This window comes from Massilia soli, from assembly GCF_016809835.1.
Classification (GTDB): Bacteria; Pseudomonadota; Gammaproteobacteria; order Burkholderiales; family Burkholderiaceae_D; genus Telluria_A; species Telluria_A soli.
On sequence record NZ_JAFBIL020000004.1, the window covers coordinates 1 to 19,958 of the forward strand.

Sequence of the window (19,958 nt, forward strand, 5' to 3'; positions counted from 1 at the left end):
ACCGTCGCTCCCGCGAAGGCGGGAGCCGATACGGCTTGGTGATGCAGGCGTGAGATGGGTTCCCGCGTGCGCGGGAACGACGGCGGCTACCGCGGGAACGACTGCGGCTACTTCGGGACGCCACCGATCTAAGCAAACCGTCGCTCCCGCGAAGGCGGGAGCCGATACGGTTTGGTGATGCAGGCGTTATTGGTTCGTGATGCAGGCGTGAGATGGGTTCCCGCGTGCGCGGGAACGACGGCGGCTACCGCGGGAATGACTGCGGCTACTTCGGAGCGCCGCCGATCTAAGCGAACCGTCGCTCCCGCGAAGGCGGGGGCCGATACGGCTTGGTGATGCAGGCGTGAGATGGGTTCCCGCGTGCGCGGGAACGACGGCGGCTACCGAGGGAACGACTGCGGCTACTTCGGAGCGCCGCCGATCTAAGCACCGTCGCTCCCGCGAAGGCGGGAGCCGATACGGCTTGGTGATGCAGGCGTGAGATGGGTTCCCGCGTGCGCGGGAACGACTACGGCTACTTCGGGATGCCGCCCAACAGCGCGGCCAGCTTCTGCTTGCCCGGCTTGATCGACGACGATGGCGTGTTCGAGGCAACCGGCGCAGGCGCTGCGGCTGGTTCGTACGGCTTCAGGAACCAGGGATCGACCTTCTCGCGGCGCGGCATCGGCCCGCCCGGACGGCTGCCCGGACGCTCTGGGGCGGAGCGACTTGCGCCGTCCGGCTCGCGGCGCGCGCGGCGTTCCGGCGCGGCGTCGCGCGCAGGACGCGCCGAACGCACGGCGAAACCTTCCAGGGTGCCGCGGGTGACGGTTTGCTTGATCAGCTTCTCGATATCGGCCAGCAGGCGCTCGTCCTTGTCCGAGTACACCGACAGCGCATCGCCCGAGGCGCCGGCGCGGCCGGTACGGCCAATCCGGTGCACATAGTCTTCGGCGTTGTATGGCAGGTCGAAGTTGATCACGCACGGCAGGTCGGTGATGTCGAGGCCGCGCGCGGCGACGTCGGTGGCGACCAGTACTTCGATCTCGCTTTTCTTGAACGCTTCCAGCGCGGCCATGCGTTCCTGCTGCGTCTTGTCGCCGTGGATGGCGACGGCGTTGATGCCGGCCTGCTCCAGGTGGCGCGCCAGGCGCGAGGCGCCGATCTTGGTGTTCGAGAACACGATGACTTGCTTCAGGTTGCGCTGGCGGATCAGGTGTTCGACCACGTCGCGCTTGGCGTCTTCGTCAACCTTGTAGACGATCTGGGTCACCTTGTCGGCCGTCGCGTTGCTGCGCGCGACTTCGATGATGACCGGGTTGGTCAGGAAGCTGTTGGCCAGGCGCTTGATCTCGGTCGAGAACGTGGCCGAGAACATCAGGTTCTGGCGCTGCTTCGGCAGCATGTTGATGATGCGCTGCAGGTCGGGCAGGAAGCCCATGTCGAGCATGCGGTCGGCTTCGTCCATGACCAGGATCTGGACCTGGCCGAGGCTGACGTTCTTCTGTTCGACGTGGTCCAGCAGGCGGCCCGGCGTGGCGATGACGATTTCAACGCCATTGCGCAGGATGACGGTCTGCGGCTTCATGTCCATGCCGCCGAACACCACGGTCGAACGCAGCGGCGTGTGGCGCGCGTAAGCCTTGACGTTTTCGGCGACCTGCACCGCCAGTTCGCGGGTCGGCACCAGCACCAGCGCGCGCACCGGGTGGCGCGCCGGCGACATGCTCGGGCTGGCGTGGGCCAGCAGCAGCTGGATGATCGGCAGCGAGAAGCCAGCGGTCTTGCCAGTGCCGGTCTGGGCCGCGCCCATCACGTCGCGGCCTTGCAGCACGATCGGAATCGCTTCGGCCTGGATCGGGGTCGGGTGTACGTACCCCTGGTCGGACAGTGCGCGCAGGATCTCCGGCGCCAGGCCAAAGTCGGCAAAACGCACGGTCGGCGCGCTATCGGGTGCTACGGTAATCGGTGTTTCAGACATAGTTCTCTTGTGCGATTGATGAAGGTGCTCTGCGTCCGGCAATGCGGCGGGCACTGCCCGGAATGAAGGCCAACGTGGGGAACTCCAGAGTGGGCGGGGACCTGGCCGCCGCCCATTGACGGGCCGGTGGCCGGCTTGCGTAGTGACACGATCGCGCCAGCTGTACAGGCGCTCGGACGTAGATACAATTGCAGCGCCCTAAACGATACCCTAATTCGCATCAACTGTATATCGAATCATGTATTTTGAAAGAACACTTGCCTTAAGGATAACTATCGCCGGTTTAGCGTTTCCAGCCGCGATCGCGTGCCGCCGCCTCGGCGGCGGCGTCGAGCGTCTGGCCCGACATGCGCTGGTCGATCGCGTCGAGCACCAGCGGCGGCATCGCGCTGCTGGCCTGGCGATAGTCGCCGCCCGGGCCGGCGGGCGCCTGCGCCATGACCGGCACCGCCCACTCGGCGCCGTTGCGGCAGGCCAGGCCGGCCGCCGCGCCCATCATGAAGCTGCGGCAGTAGCCGCCATCCTTCGCTTCGAAGCTGACGCCGATTTTTACCGCGGCGCCGGGCGCGCCGGCGCCGGCCAGCTGGGTCGACAAGGCGTCGGCCAGGCCGCCCCGCGCCTGCAGCGCGCCGCCGGCACCGGCGACCAGCGGCGGCTGTTCCTGCAGCCCGAGCACGGCGGCGCCGCCGGCCAGCACGCCGACCATCAGGGCCGCGGCAATGCCGCCCCACTCGGCCCACAGCCAGCGGCGCTTGTCCTGATCCGGTTCGATGCGCGGCGCCCGCGCCGTCTTGAGCTGGATGACCTTGCCCGAGCGGGCCGCGCTGGCCAGGCGCGGCGGCACCGGCTCGCTGGCAATCGGCGCAAATGCGGCAAACACGTTGTCGCGCATGGCGCTGTGCTGGCGCACCTTGGCCGCCAGCGTGGGGTCGGCGCGGATGGCGCGCTCGACCGCGCCGCGGGTGGCAGGGTCGAGTTCGCCATCGGCGTAAGCCATCAGGGTTTCGTCGGAAAACTTCATGATGCGTTCCTCGCTTGATCGGATAACAAACCCTGCAAGGCTTCGCGTGCGCGCGCCAGCCGGCTCGTCAGGGTCCCCATCGGTACTTCCAGCACCTCCGCCGCCTCTTTGTAGGGCAGGCCGTCGACCAGCACCAGGCCGATCACGATACGGTGATCTTCCGACAGCAGGCTGATGGCCTTCTGGATCGCCATGCGCTGCTGGTGGGCTTCGGCAAAATCGTCGCCGACGTGCTCGCCCGCTTCTTCCGGTGCGAACACGGCGTCGCGGCGGATGCGCGAGCGGACTTCGTCAATCCAGGCATTTTTCATGATCCGGAAGATCCAGCTGTCCAGCCGCGTGCCAGCTTCCCACTGCGCGCTGCGGTTCAGGGCGCGCTCGACCGCGATCTGCACCAGGTCGTCCGCATCGTCACGGTTGAAGGTGATGGTGCGCGCGAACCGGCGCAAGCGCGGCAGCAAGGCGGCAATCTGGGCAGGAAGCGGTGTGGCGGTAAAAGTCATGGATAGCAGGTAAACGATCCGGCTGGGGATTTTATTCCCTGTCCCGAACGTTTACTGGTCAGGATCTCCGATTTCTCTATATTATCATCCGGCCATGAAGCTCAAATATCCCTTCCGTGCGGCATCGACGACGTTAGCACTCACTCTTGCGCTGGGCGCTACCAGCGCAAGCGCCCAGTTGCGCGTACCCTCGCTGAACCTGGCCCTTCCCGACCGTCTCGGAGGGCTCGACACGCACGCCCTGCGCGGCCCCGGCGAACGGCTGCTCGGCGCGGCTGAGCTGGGCAATCTGGGGGAGGTGCGGCTCGGCCTGGTGGCGCGCCTGTTGCGCCAGCATCGCGATGCGCTCGAGGCCGATCCGCGCGGCGAGCCGGTCGTCAGGGGCGAGATTCTGGCGTTCTCGGCCAGCGCGGCCGGGCTGGCCGCCGCCCGCGCCGCTGGCATGCGGATGGTGCGCGAACAGTCGCTCGACCTGCTGGGCACGGTGACGGTACTGCTGGTGCCGGACGATGCCGACCTTGCCGCGGCGCTGGAAAAACTGCGCGCCGCCGATCCGCACGGCGCCTACGATTTTAACCATATCTATACGGGCAGCTCGGCGCTGCCGCTTGGCAGTGGACTTGCCGGCGCGGCCCGTGAGGCTGAGCCGGACAGCAAAACCGCGCCGCCGCCCGGCACGGCCAGGGTCGGCCTGATCGACAGCGGTGTCGATGCCGGCCACCCCGTGTTTCGCGGCGCCAGCATCGCGCGCTGGGGCTGCGGCGGCGCTGCGCACCCTGCCCCGCACGGTACCGCCGTGGCCGCGCTGATGGTCGGGCACGCCGCGCCGTTTCGCGGCGTCGCTCCCGCAGCCCGGCTGTATGCCGCCGACATTTACTGCGACAGCGCCACCGGCGGATCGGCCGACAAGATTGCCGCCGCGCTCGCATGGTTGGCCAGCGAGCACGTTGGCGTCGTTAACATCAGCCTCGTCGGTCCTTCCAACATCTTGTTAGAGCGCGTGGTGACGGCGATGGTTCAGCGCGGCCATGTGCTGGTCGCCGCGGTCGGCAATGACGGGCCTGCCGCGCCGCCGCTGTACCCGGCCAGTTATCGCGGCGTGGTCGGCGTGAGCGGCGTCGACAAGCGCGGCCGTCCGCTGCCGGAAGCGGCGCGCGGGCCGCAAGTGATGTTTGCGGCGCCGGCCAACCAGATGGTCAGCGCCGCGACCGGCAGCCCACCATACCGCCCGGTGCGCGGCACCTCGTTTGCCGCGCCGATCGTGGCGGCACTGCTGGCGCCTGGCGTGCCCTCGCCATCGGCGGCGGCGGCGCGCGCGGCCATCGACGCGCTCACCCGGCAAGCGCGCGGCGACGCTGGCAATACGGTCAGCAACGAGACTGGCTATGGCATTGTCGGCATGGCGTACCGCAACGATCCATCGGCGTTCCGATAAATTTTTAAAAAAATTTCAGGATCGATGGAATAAACCGCTGAGCTCGACCGTTTTCCTTTCAACAGCCGCAGATTGTCTGCGGCGCCAACAAGGAGAACCACCATGAAACCAGTCACCTTCCTGAAACAAGCTGTCCTCGTCCTGTCCATCGGCATGGCCTTTTCGGCACACGCGCAATTGCTGGGCCGCGGCGGCGCGCTGGGCAGTTCTGTCGGCGGCATGATCGGCGGCGCCGGCAACATTGGCGGCCAGGTCGGCGGCATGGGATCGATGGCCGAGCGCGGCCAGCTCGGCATGGCCCGCTCGGCGACGCAGCGCATCGATAGCGCCAGCACGGCAGGCAATCTGGCCGGCAGCGCATCGAAAGAAACCTCGGCGCAGGGGGCTGCCAGCGGCAGCGGCTCGGGCGGCCTGTTCGGGTGGTTCCGCGGCGGCAAAGAGAGCGCGGCACAGGCGGCACCGGCAATGCAGGATGCCGCACGCGGCGCGCAGGGTTCGGCCAGCGGCAGCGGCTCCGGCAGCGCGAATGCAGCGCTCGGCCTTGATGGCGTCGGCAATGCCGCGCAGGGCATGCGCGCTGTGGCGGAACCGGTCGGCGCGGGCGTGCGCGAACAGGCCCGGACCACCCGCGGCTATGCCAGCGCCAGCGCGGCCACCGCGCGCGGCACGGCAGGCGCCAGTAGGCAGGCAGCGCTCAGCAGCGCTAGATCAGTGGATCTGCAGCCCTCGGCGAGCGTCGGCGCTGCCGCCAGCGGCAACGGCGCGGCCAACGCCAGCGGCGAGGCCAATTAAGCACGGGAAGGGTTTTGCGCAGCAGAGGGTCCGGCATGCCGGACCCTCGCGGGCGCACGCGGGAATCAGGACGTGATCAAGCCATGCTCGTCGAGCATGTCGTGCAGTAGTTCCAGCCGGATCAGCGGGTTGTCCAATGTGAGCAGCATTTGCTTTTGCGAGGCCGGTAGCGGCAGCAGGTCGCACCAGCGGTTCGAGACCCAGCCGCAATCGTCCAGCTGGAATGGCGGCAACAGCGGCCAGCGGTCTTCGGGAATGTCGCCGAGCGACTCCAGCACCCGATCGAGCGCATCGGCGGCGCCCTGCAACTCGGATGGAATGGGAACAGCGTGATCGTTTTCGAGCAGCTCGACGTCGGCGGTCCACAGACCGTTTGGCTTGCGCTCGCTCGACACGATGTGGAAGCGCGCCGCGCCACGGCACATGACCTTGAGCAGGCCGGGGGTGGCTTCGAGCGTTTCCTGGACTGTGGCCAGCGTGCCCGCCTGTTCAAACTGCTCGTCGCTATCGGGCTTGCGTATCTCGCTGCCGTGCGTAAGCAGCACGACGCCGAATGGACTGCCGCTGTCGATGCACTTGCGCATCATGTCGAGGTAGCGCACCTCGAATACTTGCAGGGGCAATACACCGTCAGGAAACAGTACTGTTCCTAATGGAAACAAGGGAATGGAAAGAGTAGCCATGCCCCATGATGACAGAATCGCGCGCAACCCACGCGCACGATTCCTTCACGGCTCAAGGATCGATGACCGCGGCGCAGGCGTCAGTCGGCAAGGCTGCGGTCTTGCCCACCACCGGCACCATCTTGATGACCGCCGAGCCGATCCGGCATGGCGCAGCGAGCACGCCGCAGCCGCTGAGGACGGCTGGAAGCAGAAGCACTGCTGCCAGTTTAACAAGTGAACTCTTTTTCATGACGCCCTTTGCACCAATCCGGAAAAGCTCGATTGTATGAGGGCGCCCCGAATACCGACAAGCGTTTCCAGGTAACAAAACGTGTATTTGCAACAGCGCGCGCGCCGCCGGCGATGGTGATACGATTCTGCGGAGCATGGCCGGGACGGTTCCCGCCACGATGGATGAATGAATGATGAAACTAGCGCTGAACCTGATTGGCGGAATTGCCGTTGTGCTCGCCATCCTCGGCGTGTTTCTTCCACTGCTGCCGACCACACCATTCCTGCTGCTGGCGTCGGCATGTTTTGCACGCGGCTCGACCCGGCTGCATGCCTGGCTGATCAATAACCGGGTGTTCGGCGCCTACCTGCGCGATGTTGAACAAGGCCGCGGCATTCCGCTGCGCGGCAAGGTCGTGGCGCTGGCCATGCTGTGGGCGTCGATCGGCTATTCGGCGTTTGCCGTTGGCAGCATGGCGCTGGTTGCGCTGTTGATCAGCATTGCCGCCGGCGTTACGATCTATTTGTGCGCGTTCGTCCCTACCCTGCGTACCCGCTAGCGGCGCGTTGCGGCGAGGTCGAGCGCGTCGTCCAGGCGGTCATTCCCCCAGAACATCTCGTCGCCGACAAAGAACGTGGGGGCGCCAAACACGCCGCGCAGCCGGGCTTGTTCGGTCCGCTCACGCAGTTGCTGCTTGATCGCGTCGGCTTCGGCGGCGGCAATGATCGACGGGCCGTCCTGGCCGAGCGACGCCAGGATCGCGCCGAGCGCTGCGTGATCTTCCATGTCATGGTCTTCGACGAAATTGAGTTGCATCACTTGGCGAATGAATTCGCCCTGCCACGTCTGGCCGTCGGCCAAGGTGGCGATGCGCGCCGGCAGGATGCTGCGGCGCGGGAAGGTGGTCGGCTTGGTCCAGCCCAGCCGGTACTTGGCGCACTGGCGCTCCATGTCGGTCCAGACATAGGCGCCCTTGATCTTTTGGGTAACGAAGGGCGAGTTGTCCATGCCGAGCGACTTGAACACCGGTCCCAGCAGGAAAGGCCGCCAGCTGACGCCGACGCCGCGCTCGCGCGCGCACGCTTCAACCCGCATCACGCTGAGGTAGCTGTAGTTGCTGGCAAAGTCGAACCAGATGGCGATGTCCATGCTTTCTCCCTGGCGGCGCCGCGAGCGGAACCGCATGAATGTCCAGGAATTATAGCGGGACCGGCAGGCGGGCGATGGCGCGCTTCAAGGCGTCAAAAACTTCGGGGTCAAGCGCGGTGCCGACGGTTTGCTCCATCATCTCGAGCGCCTTGGGGATCGGAATCGCGCCACGGTACGGGCGCTCGGCCGTGATGGCGTCAAAAATATCGGCGGTGGTGACGATGCGCGTCTCAAGGCTGATCTGCTCGGCCTTCAGGCCGCGCGGGTAGCCGGTTCCGTCGAGGCGCTCGTGGTGCGCGCCGGCGACGACGGCCAGTTCGGAAAACGCACTGATTCGCGACAGGATCTGCTCGGAGAACTGGGCATGCAGCTTGACCGCGTCCCACTCGATGCGGTCGAGGGAACCAGCCTTGTCGAGCACGCTGTTGCTGACGCCGAGCTTGCCAACATCATGCAACAAGGCGCCCCGGCGCAGCCAGCGGCGGCGCTGGTCGGATAATCCCAGCGCTTCGCCGATCATGTCGGTGTACAGCGCGACGCGCGCGCTGTGGCCGCTGGTGTAAGGGCTCTTGGAGTCGACCACCTGGCCGAAGGCGGTGGCGATATCGTCGAGATAATCTTCATCGAGCGGCACTTCGTGGCCGGCTGGCACCAGGGCGATCACGGCGGCGTCGACGCCGGGCGACGCCAGCGTGTCCCAGAATCGCTCGTCTTGCGCCACCGCCTCGAATGCATCGACCAGCAGCGGATCGAACCAGCTGCCGGCGCGGCCGCGCGCCTCGGCCAGCGCGGCGCTGCGGCCATCGGCCGTGTGGAACACATCGATCACTTGCGACAGCAAGGCGATGCGTGCGTAGACGGGGATTTCGTCGCCCACCAGCGCGGCGGGCTTGCCCTTACCGTTGTAGTGCTCGTCGAGCGAGAAGATGCCGCTCGATACGTCCTCCGGAAACCGCAGCAAGCGTGCGATCTCGGCACCGCGCTGGCAGCGGGTGGCGATCAGTTCATGGGCAATTTCGGTGCCGTTGCGCAGGATCCCCAGCACACTGCGGAAGCGTTCGGCCAGGCCCGCCTTGAGGCCGGTATGGCTGAACACGAACGACAACACCTGCGGCAAGCTGTCGCCGACGGTCTTGAAATCGCGCTTGAACTGGAGGTCGTCGGTCATGTACAGCTCGCAAATGCGCGCCGCGTTGCTGCTGCAACCTAGATCCTTCAGCAACAGCGTGTAGTACAGCTCCCAAAGCTGCTTTTCCGGCAACCCGGCCTTTTGTCCGATATGCATGCCAATCCAGCAGCAGCGCACGCAATGGCCGGCCGGTTGCCCTTCGGTGATATCGAGCGCATAGCTCAGCGCGCCGATGATCTCCGATAGCTGAATCGCATCTTCCCTGGGCATCGGGGCATCGGCAACTACCTGCAGGGCTTGAAGCATAGGAATGAACTTTGCATTGGGGCAATGTATTTCATTATATGCCTCTCACATGCCCAATTGCAGGTATCGCAGAAAGTGTCGTTTATTTGCCTATGTGCCTGTTTCGGAAGGCTTGCTGGCCAGTTTGACCGCGTCAATACTCATGCCCGAGGTCTTGCATATGCCTTCGCAAGCCAGGTCGAAGCGCCAGCTGTGGCGCGGGCAGACCACATGCAGCTCGTCGTCGACGATGGCATAGGCCAGGTCGCCGCCCTGGTGCGGGCAATAGCGGTTGATTGCATACTGCGCCCCCTGGTGAGTGATCACGATGCGCTCTTTGGACAGGTTGAGATTGCGAACCAAGGACTCGGCGAGGTTCGATTCGTCCGCGAACAGGAAGATGTTGACGATGGTGTTGTAGATATCGGGCTGGCGCTCGATGGTCGCGCGCAGGCTCAGGGCAATGTCCTGCCAGCGGTCCTTTCCACACATCAGCGAAAAATACTTGGTGCTGGCGCCAAGGACCAGGCATGGCGGCTGCGGTTCCAGCCCGGACAGCAATGCATTGCCGGCCAGGTCGACCACCATCGACTCCGACGGCTGGCTGCCCCAGCGGAACCCAATCGAAGGAGTGTCGGCCGGCAAGGCAATATCGGCGATCAAGGCGAGACGGCGTTGCAGGATCTTCGCAAACTGGCCAGGCGAGAACGTATCGTCGATCGACGCCCATACATCCCTGTGCGTCGCCACGTAGTGCGCGACCTCCTCTGGCGTCGGGCCGGGAATCGGCAGGCGGCTGGCGTTGCCGTCGACGCGCTCACCGGGACGCGGGTACAGCACGTTTCGTATGCTGCTCTGGGCCAGGTACTTGTCGAGCTCATGCTGGTGGACAAAAATGGTGCCGGTACCGGCGCTTAACGCTGGCGCAAGGAAAGGAAAGAACGCCGGGCCGGCAGCTGGTACGAAGAAAAGCGGGGCCAGTGTGTTGATGCCGCTCGCCACGTTGCGCAATTTGCTGAGCACCTTCTTTTTGGCGAGCAGGCGGCGCTGGTCTTCCGCGAGCAAAAAGTTCGACGGATGCCAGTTGGCTCCGGAAAACTGCACCGAATAATAATCAATCGGCGGCAAGTCTTTGACCAGCATTGGCAAGCGGTCGAAAATCTTGCAGTCGTTCTGGTTAAACAACGTGAATCCTGGCGCCGCGACGAATATCGCCGCATCGTGGTTGATGCCGCTGTCGTCGATGTAGATATGGAATTGGATGTCGCCGCCGCGAGGCTCCGCTGCGGCCAGTTCCAGCGCGTGCAGCCCCATGTCGTTAAGCGCGTCGAGCAAGAACTTGTCTTTGTACGCCGGAATGAAAATGGTGCAATCCGGGTGCGTGGACAATGCTGCCAGCGTCGATGGATCGAAATGATCCTGATGTTCGTGGCTGAGAAAGACACTGAGCTTTTTCTCGGCGCATCGTTTCAGCACTGCAGGACGCAAATGGCCGTTCGGCGGCCACTGGTGCCAGCTTCCAAAGAAGGCGCCGGTATCGTTAAGCCATGGATCGATCAGCAGTGCTTCGCGATTGGTTTCGATCAGGAAGCAGTTATGTCCCCAAAACGTGAAGTCGGCGCTCATAGATAGGTACCGGAAGAGTTAACGATCGCATGCCGCGCGCGGTTACCAGCGCGCGCCCTCGTATAACCGGAACAGATTGTCCCTGGTGTTCGCTATCCAATTGGTTTCAAACTGCCGGGGATGGGTGAGAAAGCAGATGCGCTGGTACGTGCCGAGCGCATCGTTGGGATGGCTCGGATGGTAGTACTTCGGGTGCGGGCGGTCGGCCACGTAAAAATCAAAGCTTTGTAGCAATGCCTGGTCGTAGGCCTCGCACCGGATGCCGCAACTGTCGCGTAGCTGCTGGTCGTTCAGCACTTCGGTGTTGTTCAGTTTGAGCCGGCGGTTGGCGAAGTCGCCATGGCTCGCCACCGTGGTCATCTTGGCGCCAAGCTGGCGTTCAATGGCGCGGAAGTTGCGCGAGAATGATTCGCGGATTTCCGGCATGCGTGCCTGGATGCACGCTGCATCGCGGATGCGGTGTTTCTTGGCGAAGGTTGCCAGTTCCTCGTAGTGATAGCTGGCCTCGCTGCCGTAGTCTTCGATTTCGCGCATGAAGCTGAAGTCGAGGGTGGAGAGGCGAAAGTAAAACGATGACCTGATCTGGTATTTTTTCTCCAGCTCGAACAGCTTTCTCGCGGTGCGCAGATCGGTATCAATATCATGCCGATGCACGACGACTTTCTGTTCTTCGTGAACGCTACCGCGCGAAATCGACGCATGGAAATCGCGCAACGAGGTTTGGGTATAGCCCAGCTCACGCGCCGCAATGATGAACTGCTCGTACGCCGGCAAGCGCGATGGCATGAGGTAATCGCTGTACAGCCGGCTCACTAAGATTGTCATTGGATATGGTGCTCCGCGCGCAGGATACTCAGCCATTATCGCGGGCCTGACTACGGCTGAGTTGACCGTGCTCAACCAGGCCCGTCGCTATTCACGCGCCGGGCCCGACGTTGGGCGAGCCGGCTAGCGCCCTGCGCAACGCACCACCCGGCGCCAGCCGCATCGGACTGTCGGTCGCGGCCTCATCCCTCCTCAGCGCTCCGCACGGGCCAGGATCTCGTCGATCATCTCGGCAAGCGCTCGGTCGGGTGCCACACGCTGTTCCGGTGCCGCCTTGGCGCTGCGCGCCGACAAGCGCAGCATCACCGGTCGGTGGTCAGAGAACCGCGTAAGGTAGTCCACCTGGCTTTTCTCCTTGGCGAGGACAAAGAAGCCGCTGGGCCCATGGAGACGCGACATGTTCGGCGACAAGAACACATGCTCGATGTGCGAGCCCGGATGCTTGAGGTAACTCAGCGCCCCGCCCGCCTCGTCCTGCGCCGACAGCGGCGTCAAGCCAGCTTTGATGAGCGCCTCGATTTCGCCGCTTGAAAGCGCAGCATCGAAGGCGCCCCCAAGTACCCAGTCGCGCTCGGCGCCGTCGCGCTGGATCGTCTCGTCGATGGCACGGGCGAGGATCTGCGTCGCCATGCGGCGGCGGTTCCCGCCGATGCCCGCAGCATCAAGGTGAAGCGGCACCAGGTTGAAGTCGATTCCGCCGCCGTTGTGACCGAGGAAACGGAACAGCGCCGGGTGGCGACCGAAAATTTTCCCCGGGTGCACCCCGCGCCGCGCCCCGGTCCCGATATCGTCGCCCGTGAGATCAAACAGCGCGTCGATCTGGTCGGGCCAACGCAGGCGTTCTGCGTCTACCGTGGCAGGGTTCCAGAGGACCGCAGCCGATCGCGCCGCCCCAGTCGCGTTGGGTTCAGCGTGGAGGTATTGAAGTTGCAGGCCGAACTTTCTTTCGATGGTCTCTGCCAGAGCCGCCGTGGCGGCCGGCGAGGACTCGGTGAGGGCCCAAACGTCAAGACCGAGATCGACGACCATAGTAGCAACTTCGTCGACCTTCTCATCGTAGCGATCGGCAAACCATCCGAGGTTCCAGAAGCCCAGGTCGATGTCCTGACTGGTTGCGTTGTACAGCTCAATGACGCGCTCCGCGGCCGGCCGTCCAGCCTTTATCTGCCGGCCGGCCGCGCCGAAGAAGCCGGTCAGCGTATCGGAGCCATAGACTTCGCCGAGAACCATATCGATCATTGCGTTCGCTTCGCGGGCCTGGCGCGCCTCAAGCTCGAGCGCGATGGCGGCCACTTTGATGCCTTCGTTGACGTAATGCGGCATCAGCCCGTCGAAGGTGCGGATGCCTGCGCTGTTCTGGCGCGAGGCGTGGTGAAGCGCGATGAGCCGCCCGCACCGGTCGAACACCGGCGCTCCCGAGGAGCCGGGTTCGGTATCGCTCGTATAGTGAATGACCGCGCCGTCAGGGCGCGCCGTGATGATGTCGGCATCGTCGAGCGACACGCGCTTGGGCCGGCCGCCTGGGTGGTGGATGACGAAGGCGCGCTCGTTGGGTTGAACGGCGAAGGCAACCCGTTCCATACGAATTAGCGCGCCATCGGCCAGCTTCACATCGTCGATCCAGACGAAACTGAAGTCGAGTCCGCCTACTAGCGGACTGGTTACGAACAGCCGGTCGGGGCGCAACCGATAGCTAACCCCGCGCGCCGGGTCGCTCTTGCGCCCGCTGGCGAGTGCGTGGGCGCTCAGCTCGTAGTCAAACGCCACCTGTGCTGCCTGGGCCGCCGCCGGCGAGTTGAGTACATGGTGGTTGGTGAGCAGGATGTTGGGTGCCACCAGGAACCCGGTGCCACACCACTTGCCGCGGTGGCCGTTGTAGTCGACACCCTCGGTGCGGATGATGCCGACCGCCTCGCGCCGCCTGGCGAGCAGGGCCAGGAAGACAGCGTCGAGCGACTCGTCGCGGCCAATGATAATTTCCGGCAGCGCCGTATCACTTCCCGGCGGGCTGAGAAGCTCCTTGCGCCACCCGCGCAGCATCCCGTCGAGATTTTCCACGCCGGCCGCGCTGGTTGCCTTGCGCTCGCCCGGATCGGCAAGGAAGGTGATGGGCAGGGAGGCATCCCCGCTGTCCGCTTCCACTACCGGGCGCTCCGCTCGTCGCTGGCTGGTGCGAGCTGCGTCGTCGTGCGCGATGGGCTCAGCTGCGACAACATCGTCGCGGCGTCTCACCTGGCTGAGGTCCGGCGCCACCGCTTCGGCGCATGTCGCCTGGTAGCTGTCCTGCGCCATCGCTTCGACCTGACTTGCCTCGAAACCGTCCTGCGCTACTGTTTCACGCTCATCAAGCGCTACGGCGATCCGCTCGACGGTCCCCATGCGGCCATCCGCCACGAGCCATCCCTTGATTGCACCTGCCAGTGCGGCGGCGATGTTGTCCTTGTAGTCGTTCGAGCGCAAGCGTGCCTCCTCAAGCGCGACATCCATGAAGCTCACCTCGACGAGGCAGGCCGCCGTGTTGGCCGCATGATAGTCAGGCCGCAGCACGCTAAATGCGTTCACCCTCACTCCTCGGTCCCTGAGCCCGGTTGCCTTCCGGACCGCCGCCTGCACGAGCGTGGCAAGCGTCTTTGAGTCGCTGGACGCTGCGCTGTGATGCCATGTTTCGGTACCTTGCGCCAAACCGTTATAGCCATTGAGGTGGATCGAGATGAAGGCGTCCGCCCCGGCCTGCCGGGTGATGTCGGCACGGGCTTTCAGTCCGAGGTTTCGGTCGGTGTCGCGGGTCAGGCGCGCGTCGACCGCCGCACCTTTCAGCGCGCTGCACACGCGGCGCGCCAAGTCCAATGCAATGTCTTTCTCGAGCAGGCCATTGGGCCCCTTTGCGTTGTTCGGGCTCGAGCCTCCGACCTCGCTGGTACCGCCGTGGCCAGGATCAATTATCGCAATCGCCATGTTACCCTCCCATCAAGTTGGTCGGACCGTGCGCTCCCATGTTTCTTTGCAGCGTCATCGGGGGCTCATCGACACCGTCAGCCAAAGAAGAACCGCACATCCACACGCCGTCGTTCATTGAAAGTTAAACGCGCGATTAATTTGTTGGACATCGCGTTGGAGCGAAGTTCACCGGCCGCTTGGCGGCAGGGACGTGGAGCGGAGGTTGTCGGGTCGCGGATGCACAGCGCGCAGGGACCAGTGGCGAACTCGCAGGGCGTTCAGCACCTTGAGCTGTGACAGGAGAGAACCTGAGCTGCGCGGTTATCGGGAGCGCGGCTAGTCGCACCGCTGCGGCAGCCTGCAGGGAGTGGCCGCACACTGTGCGCACAGCCGCGGGGCTCATCCGGGATCCAAAACGTCATCTGACGGACAAGGAGGGGAGCCGCGCTGAAGGGCTCGCCATGTCCAAATTCGTTGGACTGCTTTGGCTTGGTTTACGCCGAATAGACGGCCAGCGCGACAGACATCCATGCAAACATTAGCATGCACGTCTTTACAATCAACAGAAGATTATGGTGGGCCTCCCGTGAGTCGAACACGGCACCAACGGATTATGAGTCCGCTGCTCTAACCAAGCATGAGCTAGAGGCCCTTGAAGGGTCCGCTCCTCTGGAATGAGGACGCATACTGCTCACGATTGCGCAGTATGGGTTCCCGTTTGCACGGGAACGACGACGAAAAATTGGAAGGGGCGAGGATAGTTTCTCTGCCTCGCCCCGTCAAGACTTAATTGCCTTCGAGGAAGCTCTTCAGCTTGTCCGAGCGCGATGGGTGGCGCAGCTTGCGCAGCGCCTTCGCTTCGATCTGGCGAATCCGCTCGCGCGTCACGTCGAACTGCTTGCCCACTTCTTCGAGGGTGTGGTCGGTCGACATCTCGATACCGAAACGCATGCGCAGCACCTTCGCTTCGCGCGGGGTCAGCGAATCGAGCACATCCTTGACCACGCCACGCATCGAGGCGTGCAGCGCGGCGTCCGATGGCGCCAGCGTATTGTTGTCTTCGATGAAGTCGCCCAGGTGGGAGTCGTCATCGTCGCCAATCGGCGTTTCCATCGAGATCGGCTCTTTGGCGATCTTCATGATTTTCCGGATCTTATCTTCCGGCATTTCCATCTTGATCGCCAGCGTTGCCGGGTCGGGCTCGGCGCCGGTCTCTTGCAGAATCTGGCGCGAGATGCGGTTCATCTTGTTGATCGTCTCGATCATGTGCACCGGAATACGGATGGTGCGTGCCTGGTCGGCGATCGAACGCGTGATCGCCTGGCGGATCCACCACGTTGCATAGGTCGAGAACTTGTAGCCGCGGCGGTATTCAAACTTGTCCACCGCCTTCATCAGGCCGATGTTGCCTTCCTGGATCAGGTCGAGGAACTGCAGGCCGCGGTTGGTGTACTTCTTGGCGATCGAAATCACCAGGCGCAAGTTGGCCTCGGTCATTTCGCGCTTGGCCTTGCGCGCCTTCATTTCACCAGCCGCCATCTGGCGATTGATGTTGCGCAGGTCAGGCAGCGGCAGCACCACCCGTGCCTGGAGATCGATCAGGCGCTGCTGCAGCTCTTTGATCGTCGGAATGTTGCGTCCGAGGATGGCGGAGTACGCGTGGCCGGCGTTGACTTCGCCGTCGACCCAGTCGAGGTTCGTTTCATTGCCTGGGAAGACCTTGATGAAGTGGGCGCGCGGCATGCCGCACTTATTCACCGCAACGTCGAGGATCTGCTTCTCAATGTGGCGTACTTCGTCGACCTGGCCGCGCAGCGTGTCGCACAGCTTCTCGACGACCTTGGCGGTGAAGCGAATGCCCAGCAGTTCGTTGGAAATCGCTTCCTGCGCCTTGACGTACGCTTTCGAGTTGTAGCCGTCCTTTTCGAACGCCTTGCGCATCTTGTCGAACTGGACCGAGATGACTTCGAATTTCTCCAGCGCTTCAGCTTTCAAAGCCTCAAGCTGCTCGGCGGAATAGCCAGCCGCGCCGGAAGCGGTGGTTTCTTCTTCCTCGGCTTCTTCTTCGCCTTCGGTTTCGTCGTCGTCGTCATCGTCGTCCGACGCGGCGACCGGCGCGCCTGGCGGCGTCGTCGCCTCGCCATCTTCATCGACCATGCCGTCGACGATTTCGTCGATCTTGGTTTCGTCGTTCTGGATGCGGATGGCAGCGGAAATGATTTCCGCGATCGTGACCGGGCAGGCGGAAATTGCCTGGATCATGTCTTTCAGGCCGTCTTCGATGCGCTTGGCGATTTCGATCTCGCCTTCGCGCGTCAGCAGCTCGACCGAACCCATCTCGCGCATGTACATGCGGACCGGGTCGGTGGTGCGGCCGAAGTCGGAGTCGACCGTCGACAGCGCCGCTTCCGCAGCCGCTTCGGCTTCATCGTCGCTGGTGACGGTGGCAACGTTGTCGGACAGCAGCAGCGTTTCGGCATCGGGCGCGTGCTCGTACACGGCAATGCCCATGTCGTTAAAGGTGCCGATGATGCCTTCGATCGCTTCAGGATCGACGATGTTCTCGGGCAGGTGGTCGTTGATTTCCGCGTAGGTCAGGAAACCACGTTCCTTGCCGAACTTGATCAGGGTCTTGAGTTTGGTGCGGCGGCGCTCGAGTTCTTCCTCGGATGCCTCGGTGTCGGACGAGAAGGCGTCCTTCAGCAGCGCTTTTTCCTTGGCTTTGCGGTCCTTGGCCTTGGCCTTGTCGACCGCCTTCAGCTCGGCGCGTTCTACCGCGTTCAGCGCGGCGACTTCGTCATTCTCAGGCTGGAATTCCTTCGGCTTGCGCCCGCGCCGGCCCGGCACCTTTACGGTCGGCAGCACATAGCCCGACGTGTCGATGGCTGCCAGGGCGGCGGCATCGGTTGTCTGGCTGACAGCAGGCGGTGCGGCCGGGGCGCGCACGTCGGCGGTGTCTGCTTTGTCCGCTTTGGCGGAGGAGGCTCTCGGCTTTGCAGCCACATTGGGTTCGGGTTTCTTGATTGGCACAGGCGCTTTCGATGTCACAACGACTAGCTTTACGATGGTTTAAGTAAAATTTGTTGCTGGCCCTACGTACCGGACCCACCTGAAGGGCCAGTCCGGCATTGCTGCACTCGTTACACCTTTACATCACCTTGCAGCCCGATCCGCGCAGCGCCGCACGCCTGATACCGCCCACCGGCAACTGCCTGGTGGCGGTTTCGGCTGCAGCAGGACGGCGGGCGGGGGCAAGAGCCGAGTGGTCGAGGGCATTGTGCCGTGGCGCGCATCGCGCCGCTCAACCAAAGCTGGCCCTGGCCGCCGGCGCCATCCAACGCGCCGATCAAGAGCCTAACTTAGAGGAAGAACATCACTTCCTGTTAATAAGTAAGCTTACTAAGAAAACAACACTTAGCGTTTTATTATAGCACGCACCCCGGCTTTTTCCAGTCACTAACGCCCGGCGCCAAAGCCCGGTTGACGCAGCTAGCGCGCGGCCAGTTCGGCTTGCGTTTCGCGCAACAACTGGTCCTGCATCGCCGTAATCTCCCGGTAACGAATTCCCACCTGATCTGAGGTCAAACCGGACGAAAACAACTGATTGAGCTCGTGTTTTAATGCGTCCATCTTGATCTGCCTCACAGCTCCTGCGAGCCACAATTTGACGCTGTCATAATCGGACTCGGGTTCCGATGCGATTTCGGCAATGAGCCCGTCGTAATCCGGGCCTTCCAGCTTCAGATGTTGCGATAAGGCAGCGAAGCCACCGTTCGGCCCCAGCGCCTGCGCCGCGGCGACCAGTTGCAACAAGCGCTCGGCCGAATCTGGCCCGAAATGGTTAAACGACTGCAACGCCGATTCGTCCAGCTCGAGCGCCAGCGGCGGATGCGACACCAGGTGACGCAGGATTTGCGCTTCCAGCCCGACCGGCTGCGGCCTGCCCTGGCGCGGCGGCGCCTTGCGCGCAACGGCAACCGGCTTGGCCAGCTCGAACAGCCCCTCGATTTCCGCCGGGGTCGAGTTGGTCAGGCCGGCGAGCCCGCGCACAATCTGCAGGCGCAGCGCCGATGGCGCCATCGACTGCAACAAGGGCTTGGCATCAAATTGGACATGCGCGCGGCCCTCCGGTTCCGACAAGTCATGTTCCGCCGATACCTCGCGCAACAGGAATTGCGACAGCGGCATGGCTTCATGGATTTCTTGGTCGAACGCATCGGCGCCGCGCTCGCGCACGAAGCTGTCCGGATCGTGTTCTTGTGGCAAGAACAGGAACTTGATGATCTTGTCGTCGGTGACCTGTGGCAAGCAAGCTTCGAGCGCGCGGCGCGCCGCCTTACGGCCGGCCTTGTCGCCGTCGAAACTGAAGATCACGGTATCGGTCTGGCGCAGCAGCTTTTGCACGTGGGTGCTGGTGCAGGCCGTACCCAGGGTGGCGACCGCCTGCGGGAAACCAAGCTGGGCCAGTGCGACGACATCCATATAGCCTTCCGTCACCAGGACATAACCGGCGTCGCGGATCGACTGGCGCGCCTCGAACAAGCCGTACAGCTCAAGGCCCTTCTGGAACAGCGGCGTTTCCGGCGAGTTCAGGTATTTCGGCTCGCCCGAGTCGAGCACGCGGCCGCCAAAGCCAATCACCTGTCCTTTGACGTTGCGGATCGGAAACATGATGCGCTCGCGGAAGCGGTCGTAGCGCTTTTGCCGGTTGCCCTCTTCGTCGACCTTGTCGATGACCAGGCCGGACTCGACCAGCGCCAGCGCGTCATACTCGGGGAATACGGAGCGCAGGTTGTCCCAGCCGCCCGGGGCGTAACCCATGCCGAAGCGGGCGCAGATTTCGCCCGTCAAGCCGCGCCGCTTCAGGTACTCGATGGCGTTCGGCGCGCTGCGCAGCTGGCCGCGGTAAAAATCGCAGGCGCGCGTCATGGCGTCGGACAGGGCGAGTGCTTGCGCCTGGTTCTGGGCGCGCTGGAGCGGCGGGATCTTGTCGTCTGCATCGGGCACGACCATGCCGACATTCTGGGCAAGGTCCTTGACGGCGTCGACGAAGCCCATGCCCGAGTATTCAATCAGGAAACCAATCGAGGTGCCATGCGCGCCGCAGCCGAAGCAATGATAGAACTGCTTGGTCGGGCTGACGGTGAAGCTGGGCGATTTTTCGTTATGGAACGGGCACAAGCCCTGATAATTCGCGCCGCCCTTTTTCAGCTGCACGTATTTGCCAACCACATCGACGATGTCGACACGGTTGAGCAGATCGGTAATGAACGATTGTGGAATCACGTTTGATGAACAGTCTTTGTCTTAGGTCAGACTATACCGCCGAGCAAGTGTCAGCATTGAGCTGAAACAATACGCGACATGGATTTCCTTCGGCGATCTTTCGGCCATTGCGG

At 63.6% G+C, this 19,958-nt stretch carries 15 protein-coding genes and 1 tRNA gene; 3 read left to right on the forward strand and 13 right to left on the reverse strand.

What is annotated here, in order from left to right:
* Window positions 1-514 precede the first annotated feature (514 nt).
* The 3 genes from I4X03_RS10160 to I4X03_RS10170 form a co-directional block, all read right to left on the reverse strand.
* Entirely contained in the window at window positions 515-1,960 is a 1,446-nt protein-coding gene (locus I4X03_RS10160) for a DEAD/DEAH box helicase (RefSeq protein ID WP_223468116.1), read from the reverse strand.
* A gap of 283 nt (window positions 1,961-2,243) precedes the next feature.
* Window positions 2,244-2,981, reverse strand: coding sequence for an anti-sigma factor family protein (locus I4X03_RS10165; protein WP_223468117.1), 738 nt, complete (start codon window positions 2,979-2,981; stop codon window positions 2,244-2,246).
* Complete coding sequence (locus tag I4X03_RS10170; protein WP_223468118.1) at window positions 2,978-3,484, reverse strand: RNA polymerase sigma factor; 507 nt, start codon at window positions 3,482-3,484, stop codon at window positions 2,978-2,980. The genes I4X03_RS10165 and I4X03_RS10170 overlap by 4 nt, the downstream gene beginning before the upstream one ends.
* 94 nt (window positions 3,485-3,578) lie before the next feature.
* Between I4X03_RS10170 and I4X03_RS10175 the strand changes: the two genes are divergently transcribed.
* The gene (locus I4X03_RS10175; protein WP_223468119.1) at window positions 3,579-4,919 is read left to right on the forward strand and encodes a S8 family serine peptidase; all 1,341 of its coding nucleotides are present in this window, start codon (window positions 3,579-3,581) and stop codon (window positions 4,917-4,919) included.
* 102 nt (window positions 4,920-5,021) lie between these two features.
* Complete coding sequence (locus I4X03_RS10180) at window positions 5,022-5,711, forward strand: hypothetical protein (protein ID WP_223468120.1); 690 nt, start codon at window positions 5,022-5,024, stop codon at window positions 5,709-5,711.
* Between the two features lie 65 nt (window positions 5,712-5,776).
* On the opposite strand, the gene I4X03_RS10185 is transcribed toward I4X03_RS10180, so the two are convergent.
* Together I4X03_RS10185 and I4X03_RS10190 are read right to left on the reverse strand one after the other, a co-directional pair.
* Window positions 5,777-6,394 (reverse strand): LON peptidase substrate-binding domain-containing protein, encoded by a 618-nt coding sequence (locus I4X03_RS10185; RefSeq protein ID WP_223468121.1) that lies wholly within the window; start codon window positions 6,392-6,394, stop codon window positions 5,777-5,779.
* 52 nt (window positions 6,395-6,446) lie between these two features.
* Window positions 6,447-6,626: a DUF6726 family protein gene (locus I4X03_RS10190; RefSeq protein WP_223468122.1), complete on the reverse strand. Its 180-nt coding sequence runs from the start codon at window positions 6,624-6,626 to the stop codon at window positions 6,447-6,449.
* 172 nt (window positions 6,627-6,798) lie between these two features.
* Between I4X03_RS10190 and I4X03_RS10195 the strand changes: the two genes are divergently transcribed.
* Window positions 6,799-7,167 (forward strand): YbaN family protein, encoded by a 369-nt coding sequence (locus I4X03_RS10195; RefSeq protein WP_307735356.1) that lies wholly within the window; start codon window positions 6,799-6,801, stop codon window positions 7,165-7,167.
* Here the strand turns inward: I4X03_RS10195 and I4X03_RS10200 are convergent.
* The 8 genes from I4X03_RS10200 to dnaG all read right to left on the reverse strand — a co-directional run bounded on the left by I4X03_RS10200 (window position 7,164) and on the right by dnaG (window position 19,845).
* Window positions 7,164-7,757, reverse strand: coding sequence for a 2-hydroxychromene-2-carboxylate isomerase (locus tag I4X03_RS10200; protein ID WP_223468123.1), 594 nt, complete (start codon window positions 7,755-7,757; stop codon window positions 7,164-7,166). The genes I4X03_RS10195 and I4X03_RS10200 overlap by 4 nt on opposite strands.
* Window positions 7,758-7,806: 49 nt before the next feature.
* A complete protein-coding gene (locus I4X03_RS10205) occupies window positions 7,807-9,192 on the reverse strand; it encodes an HD-GYP domain-containing protein (RefSeq protein WP_307735357.1) in 1,386 nt (461 codons plus the stop codon).
* A 90-nt stretch (window positions 9,193-9,282) separates the two neighbouring features.
* Window positions 9,283-10,797 (reverse strand): Rieske 2Fe-2S domain-containing protein, encoded by a 1,515-nt coding sequence (locus I4X03_RS10210; RefSeq protein WP_223468124.1) that lies wholly within the window; start codon window positions 10,795-10,797, stop codon window positions 9,283-9,285.
* A 42-nt stretch (window positions 10,798-10,839) separates the two neighbouring features.
* Complete coding sequence (locus I4X03_RS10215) at window positions 10,840-11,610, reverse strand: polysaccharide deacetylase family protein (RefSeq protein ID WP_223468125.1); 771 nt, start codon at window positions 11,608-11,610, stop codon at window positions 10,840-10,842.
* A 204-nt stretch (window positions 11,611-11,814) separates the two neighbouring features.
* On the reverse strand, window positions 11,815-14,577 hold the full coding sequence (locus I4X03_RS10220; RefSeq protein WP_223468126.1) for an N-acetylmuramoyl-L-alanine amidase: 2,763 nt from the start codon (window positions 14,575-14,577) through the stop codon (window positions 11,815-11,817).
* A 555-nt stretch (window positions 14,578-15,132) separates the two neighbouring features.
* A tRNA-Ile gene (locus I4X03_RS10225) sits at window positions 15,133-15,211 on the reverse strand.
* A 134-nt stretch (window positions 15,212-15,345) separates the two neighbouring features.
* The gene (rpoD, locus tag I4X03_RS10230; RefSeq protein WP_223468127.1) at window positions 15,346-17,589 is read right to left on the reverse strand and encodes an RNA polymerase sigma factor RpoD; all 2,244 of its coding nucleotides are present in this window, start codon (window positions 17,587-17,589) and stop codon (window positions 15,346-15,348) included.
* A 459-nt stretch (window positions 17,590-18,048) separates the two neighbouring features.
* Entirely contained in the window at window positions 18,049-19,845 is a 1,797-nt protein-coding gene (dnaG, locus tag I4X03_RS10235; protein WP_223468128.1) for a DNA primase, read from the reverse strand.
* Window positions 19,846-19,958: the final 113 nt, after the last annotated feature.

Excerpts from the sequence above, each read along its gene's own strand:
- I4X03_RS10190 (WP_223468122.1), bottom strand. The coding sequence starts at position 6,626 with ATGAAAAAGAGTTCACTTGTTAAACTGGCAGCAGTGCTTCTGCTTCCA.
- I4X03_RS10205 (WP_307735357.1), bottom strand. The coding sequence starts at position 9,192 with ATGCTTCAAGCCCTGCAGGTAGTTGCCGATGCCCCGATGCCCAGGGAA.
- I4X03_RS10185 (WP_223468121.1), bottom strand. The coding sequence starts at position 6,394 with ATGGCTACTCTTTCCATTCCCTTGTTTCCATTAGGAACAGTACTGTTT.
- I4X03_RS10175 (WP_223468119.1), top strand. The coding sequence starts at position 3,579 with ATGAAGCTCAAATATCCCTTCCGTGCGGCATCGACGACGTTAGCACTC.
- I4X03_RS10200 (WP_223468123.1), bottom strand. The coding sequence starts at position 7,757 with ATGGACATCGCCATCTGGTTCGACTTTGCCAGCAACTACAGCTACCTC.
- I4X03_RS10210 (WP_223468124.1), bottom strand. The coding sequence starts at position 10,797 with ATGAGCGCCGACTTCACGTTTTGGGGACATAACTGCTTCCTGATCGAA.
- I4X03_RS10220 (WP_223468126.1), bottom strand. The coding sequence starts at position 14,577 with ATGGCGATTGCGATAATTGATCCTGGCCACGGCGGTACCAGCGAGGTC.
- I4X03_RS10180 (WP_223468120.1), top strand. The coding sequence starts at position 5,022 with ATGAAACCAGTCACCTTCCTGAAACAAGCTGTCCTCGTCCTGTCCATC.
- I4X03_RS10195 (WP_307735356.1), top strand. The coding sequence starts at position 6,799 with ATGATGAAACTAGCGCTGAACCTGATTGGCGGAATTGCCGTTGTGCTC.
- I4X03_RS10170 (WP_223468118.1), bottom strand. The coding sequence starts at position 3,484 with ATGACTTTTACCGCCACACCGCTTCCTGCCCAGATTGCCGCCTTGCTG.
- I4X03_RS10160 (WP_223468116.1), bottom strand. The coding sequence starts at position 1,960 with ATGTCTGAAACACCGATTACCGTAGCACCCGATAGCGCGCCGACCGTG.
- I4X03_RS10165 (WP_223468117.1), bottom strand. The coding sequence starts at position 2,981 with ATGAAGTTTTCCGACGAAACCCTGATGGCTTACGCCGATGGCGAACTC.